Source organism: Mesorhizobium escarrei (assembly GCF_935825525.1).
GTDB classification, from domain to species: domain Bacteria; phylum Pseudomonadota; class Alphaproteobacteria; order Rhizobiales; family Rhizobiaceae; genus Mesorhizobium; species Mesorhizobium escarrei.
This window is the reverse complement of the sequence record NZ_CAKXZT010000133.1, coordinates 12,886-28,133: the sequence shown is the minus strand read 5'-3', so window position 1 is coordinate 28,133 and position 15,248 is coordinate 12,886. Positions and strand designations below refer to the sequence as shown.

Genomic DNA, 15,248 nt, shown 5'->3' with positions numbered 1-15,248 from the left:
CGGCGTTCCTCGTTTCGCGACACAGCTTGCCTGACTATGGCACTACTGCATCACCAAAAGGAACAGCAAATTGCGTCCAGGCAACGTCGCCCGCTGACGCATGTCTCCCGTGAACCCATCGCCGTCCATAGCGGCAGAGAAAGGAAGTCTTGATGACCCCTCGTAACGGCCTCGATTCGCTTCTTCGTCCCGAAGATTCGGTCCTCGTTCTGATCGATCACCAACCTTATCAACTCGCGAACCTGAACAGCCACGATCCGCATATGGTGGTCAACAACACGACCGCGCTGGCGAAGCTGGCAAAAGCCTTCAATGTTCCGACCATTCTCACCAGCGTGATCGCGGCGCGCGGTGGACTTCTCTTTAAACAGATCACCGACGTATTTCCGGACCAGGAAGTCATCGATCGCACCTGGGTGAACACCTGGCAGGACGAGAATGTGGTGAACGTCGTCAAGGCGACCGGCCGCAAGCAACTGATCATCGCCGGCCTGTGGACCGAGGTCTGCGTCGCAATGCCTGTCATCCAGGCCGCCGGCGAAGGCTGGGACGTGACCGTGATCACCGACGCGTCGGGCGGGATTTCGAAGGAGTCTCACGAAGTTGCCATCCAGCGCATGGCCGCGGCCGGCGCGAACGTGATGACCGTGATGGCGCTCGCTGGCGAATGGCAACGCAATTGGGCGCGCACCGAGCATGTCGAGGAGCTGACCGAGATTCTCATCCAGCACTTCGGCGGCAGCGGCATCGCGTATCTTTGGGAGCAGCAGCTTCTCAACACGCCGGTGCAGAGCGAAGGCTGACCCGGGCCGGCATGGCGAGCATTGCGGTGAGGGTCGGAATCGATCCGTTTGCCGGCCCTCGCCATCCTCACCTCACAGGGACGCCATGTGATGTCAGCGATGAATGCTATGGCGCAGATGCTGGCCCCGGCCGATCCGGCAGCCGGTGAAGCCTGCCGCCGAAACGGCTCGATCTGGCCTGCCGCAACAGACCCGTCCATGTGCGGCGACTGCGTGTGATCCCACCCGCCGCCTTTTGAACAACTCGCGGAGACTCCTTGATGCCTCCCACCTTCACCCTCGGCCTGCTGCTCAACCGCCGCGACGTCCTGATCTCGGCCTCGGCGCTCAGCGCAAGTTTCGCCCTTTCACTGGGTACCGCGCGTGCCGCGGGGCCTGCCACCCACGACACTCCAGAAGGAGAACACACCATGGGCTTTGTCACGACCGACGACGACGTACAGATTTTCTATAAGGACTGGGGTCCCAAGGACGCCAGCCCATCGTTTTTCACCAGGGCTGGCCGCTCAGCTCCGACGACTGGGACGCGCAGATGCTTTTTTTGCTGTCGAAGGGCTATCGTGTCGTCGCGCATGACCGGCGAGGCCACGGACGTTCGGAGCAGGTCGCCGACGGTCACGACATTGACCACTACGCGGCAGACGCGTTTGCCGTCACCGAGGCGCTGGACCTGCGGAACGCGGTTCACATCGGCCATTCCACCGGTGGCGGCGAAGTGGCCCGTTATGTGGCCAAGGTCGGCGAACCTGCGAACCGAGTGGTCAAGGCCGTCCTCGTCGCCGCCATTCCGCCGCTGATGCTGAAGGCCGACGATAACCCCGAAGGCACACCGATGGAGGTCTTCGAAGGATTTCGGACTGCGCTGGCCAGCAACCGCGCACAATTCTTCCGCGACGTCCCGTCCGGCCCGTTCTACGGCTTCAACCGCGAGGGCGCGTCGGTCCATGAAGGAGTGATCCAGAACTGGTGGCGGCAGGGCATGATGGGTAGCGCCAAGGCGCACTACGACGGCATCAAGGCTTTCTCGGAAACCGACCAGACCGATGACCTCAAGGCGATCACCGTGCCGACGCTGGTGCTGCACGGTGAGGACGACCAGGTCGTCCCGATCGCCGCCTCGGCTTTGAAGGCTGTCAAGCTGCTGCCGAACGGCTCGTTGAAGACCTACCCCGGTTTCTCGCACGGCATGCTGACGGTGAATGCTGACGTGCTGAACGCCGACCTTCTGGAGTTCGTCACCAGCTAAGGTGCCCGCGGGGACGGGGCTCCCAGCCCTGTGAAAGAGTTAGCGCCGCTTCCCCGGGCCCTCCCATTTCGACAAGCCTGGTTGACGGCAAAGAGTGGATCGATCGTCATTGTCTGCTCTCCGGCGCGTAATGGAGGATGACAACACCTGACTTGAGCGTCTTCGTCTCGAGATGCTTCAGGGGTATCCGGTTCGGCCCGCCCTTGAAGAGCGGCGTGCCTTTCCCGAGAATGACGGGGTTGATCCCGAGGTGATACTCGTCGATCAGGCCGTGCTCCATCAGGGTCGCCGTGAGGTCGGCGCTGCCGAACACGAAGATGTCTCCGCCGTCCGTGGTCTTCAGCTTGGACACTTCTTCCGCGACATTGCCGTTGAAGAGCTTCGTGTTGTTCCAGTCGGCGCTTTTCAGCGTGCGCGAGAAGACCACCTTCTCGATCTTGTTCATGAAATCCGCGATCCAGCCTTGCTCGGACGGCCAATAGGCTGTCATGAGCTCGTAGGTCACGCGGCCGAAGATCAGCGTGTCGGCGTTTTCCTGGGTCTCACGAATGTAGTTCTCGAGTTCTTCTTCGAAGACGAACCAGCTGATGTCCCTGTCAGGACCTTCGAAGAAGCCGTCGACGGTCACCATGTCCCATATGATCAGTTTTCTCATAGAACACTCCTCCTCGTGTATCCCTTTGTGGATTCTCGGCCCTATCCAGCGAAGCGGAAGCGCATGATCTGCCCCGCTTCCGGGACCTCGGTCTTCTCCAGCCTGACCGGCTCCATGCCGTTCTGACTGAAGCGGCGGATGCCGTCGCCGATGAGGACGGGCGCGACATGGATGAGGACCTCGTCCACAAGCCCTAAAGCGCGTCGCGTTGACCGGCCTCCTGCGACGCGCTTTAGGGTGTTGTTTCATGCATGTCGTTATCGCAAAACCGCTGCACACCCTCGGTTCAGGCCCGAGGGCATGCTTTTGCGCGACATGCACTTTCGGGCCGACGGGAAGTCGCAGCATTTCAGCGGGAGGCGACGAAGCGTTCCAGTTTGCCCAGAGTTTGCAGTCCCAGTTCCACGGCACCGAAGCCCTTCGCCTCCTGGAACTCGGCAGCCGTGCTGAATACCATGCCCAGCGTTACCTCCGTTGCCCCGTCCTGATCCTCGAACGAGGCCCAGGCGTCGGCATGTTTCGGCCCGTTCTCGCCCCAATGCAGCGTATAGCCGATCCTCTCCTCGGGCCGGACCTCGTTATAGAGATGGTGGTTCGGGAAAACCGTGCCGTCAGGCGCAATCATGTCGAATACCCACTCGCCGCCCGCTCGCAAGTCGATCCTCTTCGTTCGACAGGAGAAGCCTTCCGGTCCCCACCATTGCGGCAGCGTTACAGGGTTCATCCACGCGCCCCAGACGATGGACCGCGGCGCCCGGATCACCCGCTGCAGCACCATTGTTCGTTCGGCCGCGCCCGCGAGGTTGTCCAGGCCGGCACCGAAGCCCGCCCGGTAGCCTGCTTCCATGTCCTGCGCCAGCGAGGAAAGCTGTACCGTCACGACCAGCCGGCTGCGCTTGTCCGTGCCCGAGAACTCAGCCGTCACCAGCGCCGCTGATTGCGTCACGCCTTCGCACGAGATCACCTCGTAGTTCACACTGCACACCGCTGGCTGCAACACAAGCCAGCCATTCTCGCAGCGGATGGCCGGCTGGCCCTCTGCCTTGCAGAGCGAGATCTCGCGACCACCCACCCTGGTGTCGGCCTCCAAAAACTCCACGGTGACCGAGGACATGGGCGCAGCCCAGACTGCCCCCGCGGCCGGGGCCGTCCATGCCTGCCACAGCGCCGACAACGGCGCGGCCACGTCCCGTTCGAAGGTGAGCTTCGCAAAACGGCCTTTGCTATCGTCAGGCATCGCACCGGTCGCACTGTTTGCAGCGAGGTTCTGTGTCATTCTTTGCCTTCCTTCATCACATTCATCACAAATGCGTCCAACCGGTCGAGCCGAGCTTCCCAGATGGCCCGCTGTTCATCGAGCCATGTTCGCGCTGGATCCAGAGCCTCGGGCACGATGGCGCAGGTGCGTATCCGCCCGTCCTTGGAGGTGGTGATCAACCCTGCCTCCTCCAGCACGGAAAGGTGCCGCATCACCGTGGGCAGCCGTAGTCCCGTCGGCCCAGCCAGATCCGTTACCCGCGCAGGTATTTCGGCGAGCCGGCTCAGGATCGACCGGCGGGTCGGATCGGCGAGCGCATGGAAGAGCAGCGAGAGATCAGGATCATGCTTAGCCATGTCGCTAACTATCGCCCAATTTGCCGGTGGTGCAAGCGAAAACTTCGTCAAGTCGCTAAGTATTTTTTGCCCAACGCGCCGAGTTCTTGGAGCAGGCGGCCGAAACGCGCTTCACGCGGCCTGCAAGAATGGCCGCTGACCTGTCCCGGCCACCGCTATCTCTTTGTTGGACCATGATCTTCCTTGAAAAGGCGTTCGCCCTTTGCAAACTCATGCTCTACTTCTAAGGGACGGCATGGGGGCACCGATTCTGGAAGAACGCAGCATTTGAAGTCAGGGAAGCATCCATGATCGACGACGAGCCGGACAGCGAAAGCGTCTCGGCGCTGGCGCCGTTCCGGCACGGCATTTTCCGCGCCGTATGGTCCGCCAGTCTGGTTTCGAATTTCGGTGGCTTGATCCAGGGCGTCGGCGCCGCCTGGATGATGACCACGATCGCCACCTCGCCCTATCAGGTTGCGCTGGTCCAGGCTTCGACCACCTTGCCGATCATGCTGTTTGCGCTCGTTGCCGGGGCCATCGCCGACAGCTTCAACCGGCGCAAGGTCATGCTGATTGCCCAGATCTTCATGCTGGTCGTCTCGGTTCTGCTGACCGTGTTCACCTATCTTGGCTTGATAACGCCATGGACGCTACTCGCCTTCGCCTTCCTGATCAACAGCGGCACGGCGCTTTACAACCCGTCATGGCAGGCGTCTGTCGGCGACATGGTGCCGCGCGCCAAGCTGCCTGCCGCCGTCGCGCTCAACTCGTTGGGCTTCAACCTGACGCGCAGCGTCGGCCCGGCGATCGGCGGCATCATCGTTGCCGCCGCAGGTGCTGCAGCGGCCTTTGCCGCCAACGCATTGAGCTATGTCGGGCTGATCATTGTGCTGGCCCGCTGGAAACCGGAATTGCCGACCTCGACACTGCCGCGCGAGACGCTGGGCGCGGCGATGGGTGCTGGCCTGCGTTACGTCGCCATGTCGCCCAATATCGGCAAGGTGCTGGTCAGGGGTGCGGCTTTCGGCTTCAGCGCCGGCGCGGTTCTGGCGCTGCTGCCGCTGGTGGCGCGCGACGTCGTCAAGGGCGATGCCTTGACCTACGGCATCATGCTCGGTGCTTTCGGCATCGGCGCCGTCGGCGGCGCGCTGATCAGCGTCCGGCTGAGGCAGATCCTGTCGAGCGAGACGATGGTGCGCATGGCATTCGCCGGCTTTGCGCTCTGCGCCTTCAATGCCGCCGTCAGCGACCAGGCCTGGCAAACGTCGCTCGGGCTGTTCATCGGCGGCGCCTGCTGGGTGGTCGCGCTGTCGCATTTCAACATCACGGTGCAGATGTCGACGCCGCGCTGGGTGGTCGGCCGGGTGCTCTCGGTCTATCAGACGGCGACCTTCGGCGGCATCGCGCTCGGCAGCTGGATCTGGGGTGTCGTCGCCGATGTGCAAGGCGCCGAGTTCGCGCTGACCGCGGCCGCCGTCACGATGCTGGCGGGCGGCGCGATCGGCCTGTTGCTGCCCTTGCCGCAGCAGGCGGTGCTCAACCTCGATCCGCTGAACCGTTTCAAGGAGCCGCATCTTGCACTCGACCTGAAACTGCGCAGCGGGCCCATCGCCATCATGATCGAGTACATCATCCGCGAGGAGGACGTGCCGGAATTCCTGGCCACCATGGCCGAACGCGGCCGCATCCGCCGCCGTGACGGCGCCCGCAACTGGACGCTGGCGCGCGATCTCGAAAATCCCGCAATATGGATCGAGCACTATCACACGCCGACATGGCTCGAATACATCCGCCACAACAAGCGGGCCACCCATGCCGACGCCGTTGTCGGCGAGCGCGTGCGGGCGCTGCACAGCGGCGACGAGCCGCCGCGCGTCCGCCGCATGATCGAGCGTCCGACAACCGCCGGCACCGCGATCGTCATGCCGAAAGGACCAATCGAGCATTGATGCATGTCGCGCAAAATCATGCCCATCAACCTGAAGTTGCACCCAGAGGCGGGCGTCGTCGTCTGAAGCATTGCGGAGCTATTTGACCTTGATGACAACCTTGCCCTTGGCCCGGCCCTGCTCGATGTAGGCCAAGGCCTCATTGGTCAGCTCAAACGGAAAGACGCGATCTACGACCGGGCGAATGACGCCCGTTTCGATCAGCGACGTGATCTTTGTCAACTGCTCGCCGTTGGCCGCCATGAACAGGAACGAGTATCGGATACCTGCGCGTTTCGCTCGCCTCCTGACGCCGGCGCTCAAAACGCGTATGACCAGGTTCAGCACCCAGCTCAGCTCCCTGGCAAATTCGGGATCGGGCGGACCGGAGATCGAAACGGCGACGCCGCCTGGCTTCAACACGCGCAGCGATTTTTCGAGGGTCTTGTTGTCCTGGCTATTCAGGACCACGTCGTAGCCCGAAAGGACTTTCTCGAAGTCGTCCTTCTTGTAGTCGATGACGACATCAGCGCCCAGCTTCCTGACCATATCCATGTTCGAGGCGCTTGTTGTCGTGGCGACCGTCGCGCCGAGGTGCTTTGCCAATTGAATGGCGAATGTTCCCACTCCGCCGGAGCCGGCCTGAATGCAGACCTTCTGTCCTTTCTTCAGCTTCGCCCTTTCGACCAGCGCCTGCCAGGCGGTTAGACCCACCAGGGGAATCGACGCAGCCTCTTCCATGCTGAGGTTTTTTGGCTTCAGGGCCACGTCCGCATCATCAATGGCGATGTATTCGGCGAAAGCTCCGATCCGGCCGTCGCGCGGTCGCGCATAGATCTCGTCACCCGGTTCGAACTGTCGGACTTTAGAGCCGACGCGAATGACCGTTCCGGCCACGTCATGGCCCGCAACGAAGGGCCGGCGATAGGGCAGGATGAGTTTGAATTCTCCGTCCCTGATCTTGGAGTCCAGCTGATTGAGACTGGCGGCATGGATCTGCACCAGCACGTCCTTCTCCCCGACTTCCGGCTCCGAAACCTCTCCGAGCCGCAGGGGAGCGTTCTTTGCGTATCGATCGACGATGAAGGCCTTCATTGCAGCTTTCCCAAATTAAGGAGACCCGGAGTGACGCGTCCCTATTGCATTACGATCATTTACTGATATTACGATCATAATTCAATGGCTGATCGAAGGAGAAATGACATGCGCTACGAGAAGGGCAGGAAGGACGCATCGCGGCAGCGGATCATGGATGTGGCGACCGAACGGTTTCGCTCCGACGGCATCGCTGCATCAGGCATCGCCGGCATCATGGGCGAGGCGGGACTGACCAACGGCGCTTTCTATCCCCATTTTCCGTCCAAGGCGGCGCTCGTGCGAGAGAGTGTGGCGGCTGCCCTGGAGGCTCAAGCGATCCAGATTCAGGAGGCGCTGGCTGCCGGTGGCCTGTCAATGGCCATCAATGCGTATCTGTCGGCGGAACACCGAGACAATCCAGGCAAAGGTTGCGCTTCAGCCGCGCTGTTGCCCGAAATTGCGCGTGAGCCGGTCGAGACGCGCCAGGTATACGCCGAGCACCTGCTCAAGCTCGTACGCCCAGTGGCGGCCGAGCTGGCGGCCGAGCTGACGCCCGACGCCCGCGACCCCGATTCTGTCGCGTTTGGCGTCTTCGCGACCCTGATCGGCACGCTTGAGCTTTCGCGCGCGGTGAACGGAACCGAGCTGTCCGATCGCATTCTTGAGGCTGGCGCGGCAGCGGCGAAGGCGCTGCTCCAGCCCCGCGAGAACGACAAGCCAGAAGAAAGGAAACCATCATGAACGTGCATCATCTGTCGCGACCTGCCGCGATCATCAAACACAGGGACGTGCCGACGAAGACGGTCGACGTCGGCGGTACGAAATTCGCTTACCGCGAGCTCGGCCCCACGTCAGGGGTACCGGTGATCTTTCTTACGCATCTGAGTGCGGTTCTCGACAATTGGGATCCCCGGGTCGTCGATGGCATTGCCGCAAAACGGCGGGTTATCACCTTCGATAACCGTGGTGTTGGTGCATCAGGCGGATCCACTCCCAACACGGTGGAGGCAATGGCCCGCGACGCGATCGCCTTCATCCGGGCCCTCGGTTTCGAGCAGGTCGATCTGCTCGGCCTGTCTCTTGGCGGCTTCATCGCCCAGGCGATTGTTCAGCTGGAGCCTGATCTGGTCCGCAAGATCATCCTCGCGGGAACCGGCCCAGCCGGGGGTATCGGCATCGACAGGGTGACGTTCGTCACCATCTTTGACATGGTCCGCGCCGCGCTGACCATCAAGGACCCAAAGAACTACCTGTTCTTCACCCAAACCCCCAACGGCAAGAAGGCGGCGCGCGAATTTCTGCAGCGCTTGAAGGAACGGATCAATGACCGCGACAAGCCCATCGCGCTCGGCGCTTTCAGACAGCAGCTCAAGGCAGTCCGTGCCTTTGGCCAGGAGCGCCCTGCCGACCTGTCGCGTATCCGGCACCCGGTCCTCGTGGTGAATGGCGACCACGACAGAATGGTACCCACCAGCAATTCCGTCGACCTGGCACGGCGCTTTCCCAATGCCGAGCTGGTCCTGTACGAGGACGGCGGGCATACGGCCATTTTCCAGTATCACGCCGCCTTCGTGGAAAAGGCCCTGGAATTCCTCGAGGCCTGATCAGGCCGTGGGTGTGCCCAGTTGGCGAGCAAATGACGCTTCGATCCATGCGCTAACCTGACGGTCAACACCGCACATTGGATCGGACGAAGCCCAGAAGGAGGCACGCGCAAGCTAATTCGGCGAACCTGCGTTGCGTCGACAACGGACGTTCAGTCTGTTCTCGCAAAGCAGACGAGATTGCGACGTGTCGACGCCCCGCGGCTCAGGATGCAGCGCGCAGGCTCGTGCGGACGCGCCGCCTGCTTGTGGCGCGGGCCTTCTCCGCCACGACACCGGTGATCTCGACCACGCTGTTCTCGTTTGGTCTGGCGTTTGTCACCTTGTGGAGACGCTCATAGGGTAACAATTCCTTGACCCGGGCATCGAGCAACGCGACTTCGGCTCGCAGATCCTCGCATTCCTGCCTCTGGACATCGTGCTGTATCTGTTCGGATGCCTGCTGCAGGGAAAGCTGCGAAAAATTCGCGCTCACCGTCGAAAGGTGCATCTTGTCGTTCTCGTTCTCCTTTCTGAGAACGGACAACCTTTCCTCCGCAATTTGCTTTTCGGCGACAGCGTCGCTCCACTGAGCCTTGAGATTGGCGATCTGGCTGGCGGCTTGACTGTTCTCGTTCGAGGCAGCCTCCAACCGCGATTGGAGGTTCCAAATTTCAGAACGCAGGCCGCCGATCTCGGTGAAACTACGTGCACGCTCGGCCTCCCTGTCACCTTCCACGATACGGGCCGCTTCCGTCATTTCCGACAGCTTCGCTTGCGCGATATCGAGCGATTTCTGCAGCCGCAGCTCCTCCTTCTCGCTCTTGCCAAGCGCAGCCAGCAATTCTGAAAGTCGCGCCGCGTCATTGGCATGAATCGTCGAGATTTCATCCAGCCTGTGCCGCGCCTCGGCTTCTCGTTTCAGCGCCTTGTCGAAGTCGATCGACAGGCAGACATGTTTTTCCCGCAATAGCTCGTTCTCGCGCGCGCATCTGTTGGCCTCGGCCGTTCTGGCCGAAAGCGTTCTGACGAGGTCGCCGAACTCCGCTTCGAGTTTTGCGTTCGCATTGCCTGCCACGACGAGTTCCAGCCTTGCTGCAGCCAACTCACCGCGAAGGGCCTCCTTGTCCTCGACCAGGCTTGTCTCGCGCTGCTGCAGGGCCGCGACAGCGCTTTCACGCTCGCTCTGCTTTTTAGTCGCATCGTGGAGTTGCTCCGCCAGCACTCTTTGCTGCGTGGTCAGGCTGACATTTGCCAGTTCCAGTTCGTTGGCGCGAAGAATGTCCGCGTGAAGCAGCTTCAGGAATTCGCTTGACAGATGATGCGAGGTCGCGACCTCCGACAGTTTCGTGTTGATCTCGTCCAGATACTCGCGCGCATCGTCAAAGAGTCCATCAACGGCACTTAACGCAGCCAGGCGGGTTTGTGTATGGGAAGTCAGCCGCAATGCGATCTCGGGAGTGTCCGCATCGTCCTCAGGCTGAGAGTTGTCATTCCATGCCGCGAGATTCTCATCTGGGACGTTCGGCCACTGCTCGTCGTCCAGGTTGAGACACTCATCGAAGGCATCCGCCAAATCGGCTTCGAGCTGCTTGAATGCCCTGTCCACCGTCTCGGCACGCTTGATCAGACTTTTGATTTTCATGACTGAACATCCCCCTTGTAACGCCATCATGGGGCCGCGATCCTCGCCTCCCGGATACGGGTTCATCCCCATCCCGTGATCGCGGTCGCGCATGAGCCGAGCCACGCTAGGGACAGGCTTGGCCACTGTCCTCGTCTGTTTGAATGATGCAGACCTTGTAACTGCCCTGATTGCCGCCGGCTTTCGGGCAAACAACCACCGTCGGAACGTCCGCCGGACTTCAACACCTTGCACCGACAGCTACTGAACGCACGTCAGCGATCATCGTCGTGCCGCTATCGGGAGAGGACGCGAATGCGGCTCTGAAACTCACCCCGATCGACATAGCATCCCCGCAGATGTCTCAGCCCCGTGTTTGGGTTGAACGATTGACGGCCGTGAAGCACCCGGCGATTGTCGAAGACCGCCATTTCGCCGGCCTTGAGGCGGTAGGCTATTTGAAAACGCGAGCTGCGGGTTATCATCATCAGCTTGCGATAAGCCGCATAGAAGGGGGTGCATATCTCGGAGGGAAGGTCGATGACATCGACAAGATGGGCGTTGAACCGCAACTCTGTCACGTCTCCATTGCGTCGAGTTACGATCACAGGAAACCGACCGCGCAGATCGTAGTTTTCGTCGTGAAAACGATAGGGGATATCGACCTCGCACAAGAGACGGTAGGCTTCCGGATCTTCCGCCTGTAATGCGGCCACGACTGCAAACCCGTCGGCAAAGACCGATCCACCGCCTTCAGCTTCATTCGCGATACAATGCAGGAACTGATAGCCGGGCGGCATTTCCTGGTTCGCGAGATCGGTGTGTAACGGCAGGGCGACAGGGGTGTAGGCCAAGTTGTTCGGGTTCGGCATCGACACGACTTCGAACATAGTGCCGAAATTTGTCTGGCGCAGGAAACCTACCCGCTCGGCCGCACGCCGCCCGGCGTCGGGATCATCGCCAAGCCCCTCGACGATGGAGAGCCCGTATGCAGCCGTCGCCCTCAGCCAGGCAAGCAGATCGGCATCGCTTTGAAAGAGGCCCCCGGTAGAGTAACGCGGTATGGTTTCAAGATCGATCGAGCCGTCCCAGAGTTTCGGAGCGATCTCAGCCGGATCGTCCCGCTTTCTGCCTGGGCGGTAGGATTCAAAGAAATGGCCCGGGATTTCCTCCTCAGCCTGGTCGTTCGGCCAGACAATGCTCACAGCGCCGCGTCTGTCCTGGACGTTGAGGGGTCTGAGCGAGGCGTCTACGCTGGTCAGGTCGAATATTCGCTCTTCGGTTTGTGGGTGAAACGCCGATGGTGCATTATCCTTTAACCAAAGCCAGGGATAGCAGACTGTTTCGCCTGACGAGAACGTCACGGCAAGCGCGGTCTCCCGGGCTTCCACGGAAAGCATGGTATCCATGATTGTGTCTCTCTGAACACGAAATTAAAATTTTCAGATTGGATCAGGCCCGCAGGCCATCAACCCAGAGGTGGTGGCCACCACAAGCTCGGCTTCCCATAACGATGGGATCCGGGATTTCTGTTCGGTTCTTCGAGCACTCGATCTCCAGGTAAAACCTGATTCAAGCCACATGGCGATGGTAGCGGTCATTTGCCGGCAGTGTCCAGCTAAATGCGATGGGACCGCCATCCCTCTCCCGGCTGCCTCTCGTGGACAACGCAGCTTCACTGCGGCGATAAAACCCATCATCATATCGGGAACCGCGTTGACGTAAACGTCAACCCGAAGCTATATGCGACGGCGACCTTGATCGCGAAATGCGCAAGACGCGACTTCGGCCGGACCGAAGTACCCCAGACCGAAGTACCCCAGACCGAAGTACCCCAGACCGAAGTACCAATGTGCGACAAACGCAACGAGACGAGGAGAACGGCCATGGGCGTTCAGGAAATTGCCGACAAGATCAGCGCGCGCGTGGCGAGTGCCGGGTTCGATCGTTCCGTGAAATTCGATACCGGTGACGATGGTGTCATCGTCATCGACGGCGCTGCTGTCTCGACCACCGACGCGCCTGCCGACTGCACCATAAAGCTTTCGCTCGACGATCTGGAGTCGCTGATATCAGGCGATCTCAACCCGACGATGGCGTTCATGTCCGGCAAGATAAAGGTCGAAGGCGACATGAGCGTCGCCATGGCGCTGAGCCAGTTGATCGGCTGATCCAACCAATTCGGGATGAAACAAGCCGCCGCCCGATGGCGGCGGCTGGTTTCCGATCGTCAGGCAGCGAGCGGCAGTCGCTGTGCCTTCAGCTTGCGCCCCGCCGCCTTCAGCGTGCCCTGCTCGCCGGCGAGCACGCCTTCCACCAGTTCCAGCGCCAGCAGGCGGTGCCGCTCATAAGGGCCCGGCATGGCCAGCGAGCCGGTTTTTTCGGCCGAAAACCCAAAGCGCTCGTAATAGGGCGCATCGCCGACCAGCAGGATCGCCGCATGGCCGAGGCGCGCGGCTTCAGCGATTGCATGGCGCATCAGCGCCGAGCCGATGCCGGCATTCTTGATTGTCGGATCGACGGCTAGCGGGCCAAGCAGAAGCGCTGCCCGACCGCCCTCGCCCAGCACGACGTCCCACAGCCGCACTGTGCCAGTGACAGCGCCCGATGCATCACGCGCGACAAAGGCCAGACCTTCCGAAGGCCGGCGGCCGCGCCGCAGCTTTTCCGATGATTTCTTCCGGCGCTTCGGCCCCATGGCGCAATCGAGCAAAGCCTCGCGCGCCGAAACGTCAGCAGCGGTTTCGGCGGTGATGACGAAAGCGTCAGCAATCTCCCCCCTTGAGGGGGAGATGTCGCCGATGGCGACAGAGGGGGTCGCCGCGCGTGAAGCGCCGGCCCCACACAGCCCAAGAGAGGTCGCGACAGCTGAGCCGACCCCCTCTGGCCGCTTTGCGGCCATCTCCCCCTCAAGGGGGGAGATTTGCCAGCCCACGGCGCCTTCAACAATGAAATCCACAATTTCCATTTCCGCGATCCTTCACGAGCGGATTGTTCCACAGGCGAGCCCGGGCGGGCGACAGGGGCCCACCTCGGGTGATCTGACCGGCTCTTGCGAGCCGTCAGATCACGTAGGATCGGAGAGGCTCGAAGCCGTTGAAGGCGACCGAGGCGTAGGTCGTCGTGTAGGCGCCAGTGCCCTCGATCAGCACCTCGTCGCCGATGGTCAGTGACAGCGGCAGCGGATACGGCGTCTTCTCGTACATCACGTCGGCCGAATCGCAGGTCGGGCCGGCGAGCACGCAGGGCGCGGTTTCGGTGCCGTCATGCGCGGTCACGATCGGGTAGCGGATTGCCTCGTCCATCGTCTCGGCGAGACCGCCGAACTTGCCGATGTCGAGGAAGACCCAGCGCACATTGTCGTTGTCGGCCTTCTTCGAGATCAGCACGACTTCCGACTTGATGACGCCGGCATTGCCGACCATGCCGCGGCCCGGTTCGATGATGGTTTCGGGAATCGCGTTGCCGAAATGCTTGCGCAGCGCCGAGAAAATCGCCTGGCCATAGGCCTGCGCCACCGGCACGTCTTTGAGGTAACGGGTCGGAAAACCACCGCCCATATTGACCATCTTGAGCACGATGCCTTCCTCGGCGAGCGTGACGAACACCTTTTTGGCATCGCCGAGCGCGCGGTCCCAGGCGGCCAGGTCGGTCTGCTGCGAGCCGACATGGAACGACACGCCATAGGCGTCGAGCCCGAGCGCCCGGGCATGGCGCAGCACGTCGACCGCCATCGCCGGCACGCAGCCGAACTTGCGCGACAGCGGCCATTCGGCGCCTTCGCCGTCGGTCAGCACGCGGCAGAACACACGGGCGCCGGGTGCAACGCGGGCAATCTTCTCGACCTCCTCGACGCAGTCCACCGCGAACAGCCGAATGCCGAGCTGATAGGCGCGCTGGATGTCGCGCTCCTTCTTGATGGTGTTGCCGAAGGAGATGCGGTCCGCCGGCGCGCCGGCGTCCATCGCCATCTCGACTTCGGCAACGGAAGCGGTGTCGAAGGACGAGCCCATCGCAGCAAGCAGGCGCAGGATTTCCGGCGCCGGATTTGCTTTCACCGCATAGTAGATTTTCGAATCGGGAAGCGCCTTCTCGAAGGCGCGGAAATTGTCGCGCACGACATCGAGATCGACGACCAGGCATGGGCCGTTCGGACGTCGGGTGGCGAGGAAGTCAAGGATGCGCTGGGTAGCCATCGGGGTCTCTCCATCAGCGCCTTTCGGCGCGCACAAAGGCTGCGGGACGCGGGTCATCGACCTCGCGAACACGCGGTGGACAAAGGCGGGACGTCAATCCATGGAACCAGCCGGTGGAGACCCCGGAACCATGAAGCGCCGTCTCGCGGCGGTGAACCTTGGCCTTGCCCGGCCTCGGTTCGCTTTGTCTGCCTTGGCTTGGATTGGGAGAACCCGTTCCGCACTGCCGGCAATGAAGGTGTGCCTCTTCAGTAACCCCGGTCTTTGGACGACCGGCAGAACACCAGAAAGGCCCGCACCGTCGTTGCTTCAAGGTGTCCTCGGTCTGGCGGTTGGCCGCTAAACCGACTGGAGGGGTTAGCTCCAGTTACCTTACCGATATCCCTCACCATTTTGAGGATCGGCGGACACCCACAGGCACGTGCGACTTTGGGCAAGCGCGATATAAGGTCGAAGGATTTCACAATCAATAAAAATCGTGCGCCAGGTTGTAAAATTCCTGGCAGCGCACAATGTTGCACAGACTGTATCCGGATATCG

At 61.5% G+C, this 15,248-nt stretch carries 14 protein-coding genes and 1 pseudogene; 6 read left to right on the top strand and 9 right to left on the bottom strand.

Features of this window, described 5'->3' with window-relative positions:
• Positions 1–152: 152 nt before the first annotated feature.
• Complete coding sequence (locus NMG80_RS19435) at positions 153–803, top strand: hydrolase (protein WP_254019584.1); 651 nt, start codon at positions 153–155, stop codon at positions 801–803.
• Between the two features lie 410 nt (positions 804–1,213).
• Positions 1,214–2,049: pseudogene (locus NMG80_RS19430) on the top strand (alpha/beta fold hydrolase).
• Between the two features lie 106 nt (positions 2,050–2,155).
• On the opposite strand, the gene NMG80_RS19425 reads toward NMG80_RS19430, so the two are convergent.
• The 4 genes from NMG80_RS19425 to NMG80_RS19410 all read right to left on the bottom strand — a co-directional run bounded on the left by NMG80_RS19425 (position 2,156) and on the right by NMG80_RS19410 (position 4,318).
• A complete protein-coding gene (locus NMG80_RS19425; RefSeq protein ID WP_254019583.1) occupies positions 2,156–2,704 on the bottom strand; it encodes a dihydrofolate reductase family protein in 549 nt (182 codons plus the stop codon).
• A 41-nt stretch (positions 2,705–2,745) separates the two neighbouring features.
• Positions 2,746–2,892, bottom strand: a complete 147-nt coding sequence (locus NMG80_RS19420) for a hypothetical protein (protein ID WP_254019582.1) — start codon at positions 2,890–2,892, stop codon at positions 2,746–2,748.
• Positions 2,893–3,053: 161 nt separating this feature from the next.
• Entirely contained in the window at positions 3,054–3,980 is a 927-nt protein-coding gene (locus tag NMG80_RS19415) for an SRPBCC family protein (protein ID WP_254019581.1), read from the bottom strand.
• Positions 3,977–4,318 (bottom strand): ArsR/SmtB family transcription factor, encoded by a 342-nt coding sequence (locus NMG80_RS19410; protein WP_254019580.1) that lies wholly within the window; start codon positions 4,316–4,318, stop codon positions 3,977–3,979. Before NMG80_RS19410 ends, NMG80_RS19415 begins: the two co-directional genes overlap by 4 nt.
• Positions 4,319–4,605: 287 nt before the next feature.
• On the opposite strand from NMG80_RS19410, the gene NMG80_RS19405 reads away from it, so the two are divergent.
• A complete protein-coding gene (locus NMG80_RS19405) occupies positions 4,606–6,249 on the top strand; it encodes an MFS transporter (RefSeq protein WP_254019579.1) in 1,644 nt (547 codons plus the stop codon).
• A gap of 78 nt (positions 6,250–6,327) precedes the next feature.
• Here the strand turns inward: NMG80_RS19405 and NMG80_RS19400 are convergent, their stop codons facing one another.
• Positions 6,328–7,323, bottom strand: coding sequence for an NADP-dependent oxidoreductase (locus NMG80_RS19400; protein WP_254019578.1), 996 nt, complete (start codon positions 7,321–7,323; stop codon positions 6,328–6,330).
• 108 nt (positions 7,324–7,431) lie between these two features.
• Here NMG80_RS19400 and NMG80_RS19395 point away from each other — a divergent pair, with 108 nt between their 5' ends.
• Both NMG80_RS19395 and NMG80_RS19390 read left to right on the top strand, forming a co-directional pair.
• Positions 7,432–8,046: a TetR/AcrR family transcriptional regulator gene (locus NMG80_RS19395; RefSeq protein WP_254019577.1), complete on the top strand. Its 615-nt coding sequence runs from the start codon at positions 7,432–7,434 to the stop codon at positions 8,044–8,046.
• The gene (locus tag NMG80_RS19390; RefSeq protein ID WP_254019576.1) at positions 8,043–8,909 is read left to right on the top strand and encodes an alpha/beta fold hydrolase; all 867 of its coding nucleotides are present in this window, start codon (positions 8,043–8,045) and stop codon (positions 8,907–8,909) included. The genes NMG80_RS19395 and NMG80_RS19390 overlap by 4 nt, the downstream gene beginning before the upstream one ends.
• A 205-nt stretch (positions 8,910–9,114) precedes the next feature.
• Here NMG80_RS19390 and NMG80_RS19385 read toward each other — a convergent pair whose 3' ends face one another.
• Complete coding sequence (locus tag NMG80_RS19385; protein WP_254019606.1) at positions 9,115–10,533, bottom strand: coiled-coil domain-containing protein; 1,419 nt, start codon at positions 10,531–10,533, stop codon at positions 9,115–9,117.
• Between the two features lie 275 nt (positions 10,534–10,808).
• Positions 10,809–11,921 (bottom strand): TauD/TfdA family dioxygenase, encoded by a 1,113-nt coding sequence (locus NMG80_RS19380; protein WP_254019575.1) that lies wholly within the window; start codon positions 11,919–11,921, stop codon positions 10,809–10,811.
• A 477-nt stretch (positions 11,922–12,398) separates the two neighbouring features.
• Here NMG80_RS19380 and NMG80_RS19375 point away from each other — a divergent pair, with 477 nt between their 5' ends.
• Complete coding sequence (locus NMG80_RS19375) at positions 12,399–12,683, top strand: SCP2 sterol-binding domain-containing protein (RefSeq protein WP_091594836.1); 285 nt, start codon at positions 12,399–12,401, stop codon at positions 12,681–12,683.
• 59 nt (positions 12,684–12,742) lie between these two features.
• On the opposite strand, the gene NMG80_RS19370 is transcribed toward NMG80_RS19375, so the two are convergent.
• Both NMG80_RS19370 and odc2 read right to left on the bottom strand, forming a co-directional pair.
• Positions 12,743–13,414: a GNAT family N-acetyltransferase gene (locus tag NMG80_RS19370; RefSeq protein WP_436798638.1), complete on the bottom strand. Its 672-nt coding sequence runs from the start codon at positions 13,412–13,414 to the stop codon at positions 12,743–12,745.
• Positions 13,415–13,574: 160 nt separating this feature from the next.
• On the bottom strand, positions 13,575–14,708 hold the full coding sequence (odc2, locus tag NMG80_RS19365; protein WP_254019574.1) for an ornithine/lysine decarboxylase: 1,134 nt from the start codon (positions 14,706–14,708) through the stop codon (positions 13,575–13,577).
• Positions 14,709–15,248: the final 540 nt, after the last annotated feature.

Coding starts and splice junctions, on each gene's coding strand:
- NMG80_RS19425 (WP_254019583.1), bottom strand. CDS start 2,704: ATGAGAAAACTGATCATATGGGACATGGTGACCGTCGACGGCTTCTTC.
- NMG80_RS19415 (WP_254019581.1), bottom strand. CDS start 3,980: ATGACACAGAACCTCGCTGCAAACAGTGCGACCGGTGCGATGCCTGAC.
- NMG80_RS19390 (WP_254019576.1), top strand. CDS start 8,043: ATGAACGTGCATCATCTGTCGCGACCTGCCGCGATCATCAAACACAGG.
- NMG80_RS19375 (WP_091594836.1), top strand. CDS start 12,399: ATGGGCGTTCAGGAAATTGCCGACAAGATCAGCGCGCGCGTGGCGAGT.
- NMG80_RS19405 (WP_254019579.1), top strand. CDS start 4,606: ATGATCGACGACGAGCCGGACAGCGAAAGCGTCTCGGCGCTGGCGCCG.
- NMG80_RS19370 (WP_436798638.1), bottom strand. CDS start 13,414: ATGGCCGCAAAGCGGCCAGAGGGGGTCGGCTCAGCTGTCGCGACCTCT.
- NMG80_RS19410 (WP_254019580.1), bottom strand. CDS start 4,318: ATGGCTAAGCATGATCCTGATCTCTCGCTGCTCTTCCATGCGCTCGCC.
- NMG80_RS19395 (WP_254019577.1), top strand. CDS start 7,432: ATGCGCTACGAGAAGGGCAGGAAGGACGCATCGCGGCAGCGGATCATG.
- NMG80_RS19380 (WP_254019575.1), bottom strand. CDS start 11,921: ATGGATACCATGCTTTCCGTGGAAGCCCGGGAGACCGCGCTTGCCGTG.
- NMG80_RS19400 (WP_254019578.1), bottom strand. CDS start 7,323: ATGAAGGCCTTCATCGTCGATCGATACGCAAAGAACGCTCCCCTGCGG.
- odc2 (WP_254019574.1), bottom strand. CDS start 14,708: ATGGCTACCCAGCGCATCCTTGACTTCCTCGCCACCCGACGTCCGAAC.
- NMG80_RS19435 (WP_254019584.1), top strand. CDS start 153: ATGACCCCTCGTAACGGCCTCGATTCGCTTCTTCGTCCCGAAGATTCG.
- NMG80_RS19385 (WP_254019606.1), bottom strand. CDS start 10,533: ATGAAAATCAAAAGTCTGATCAAGCGTGCCGAGACGGTGGACAGGGCA.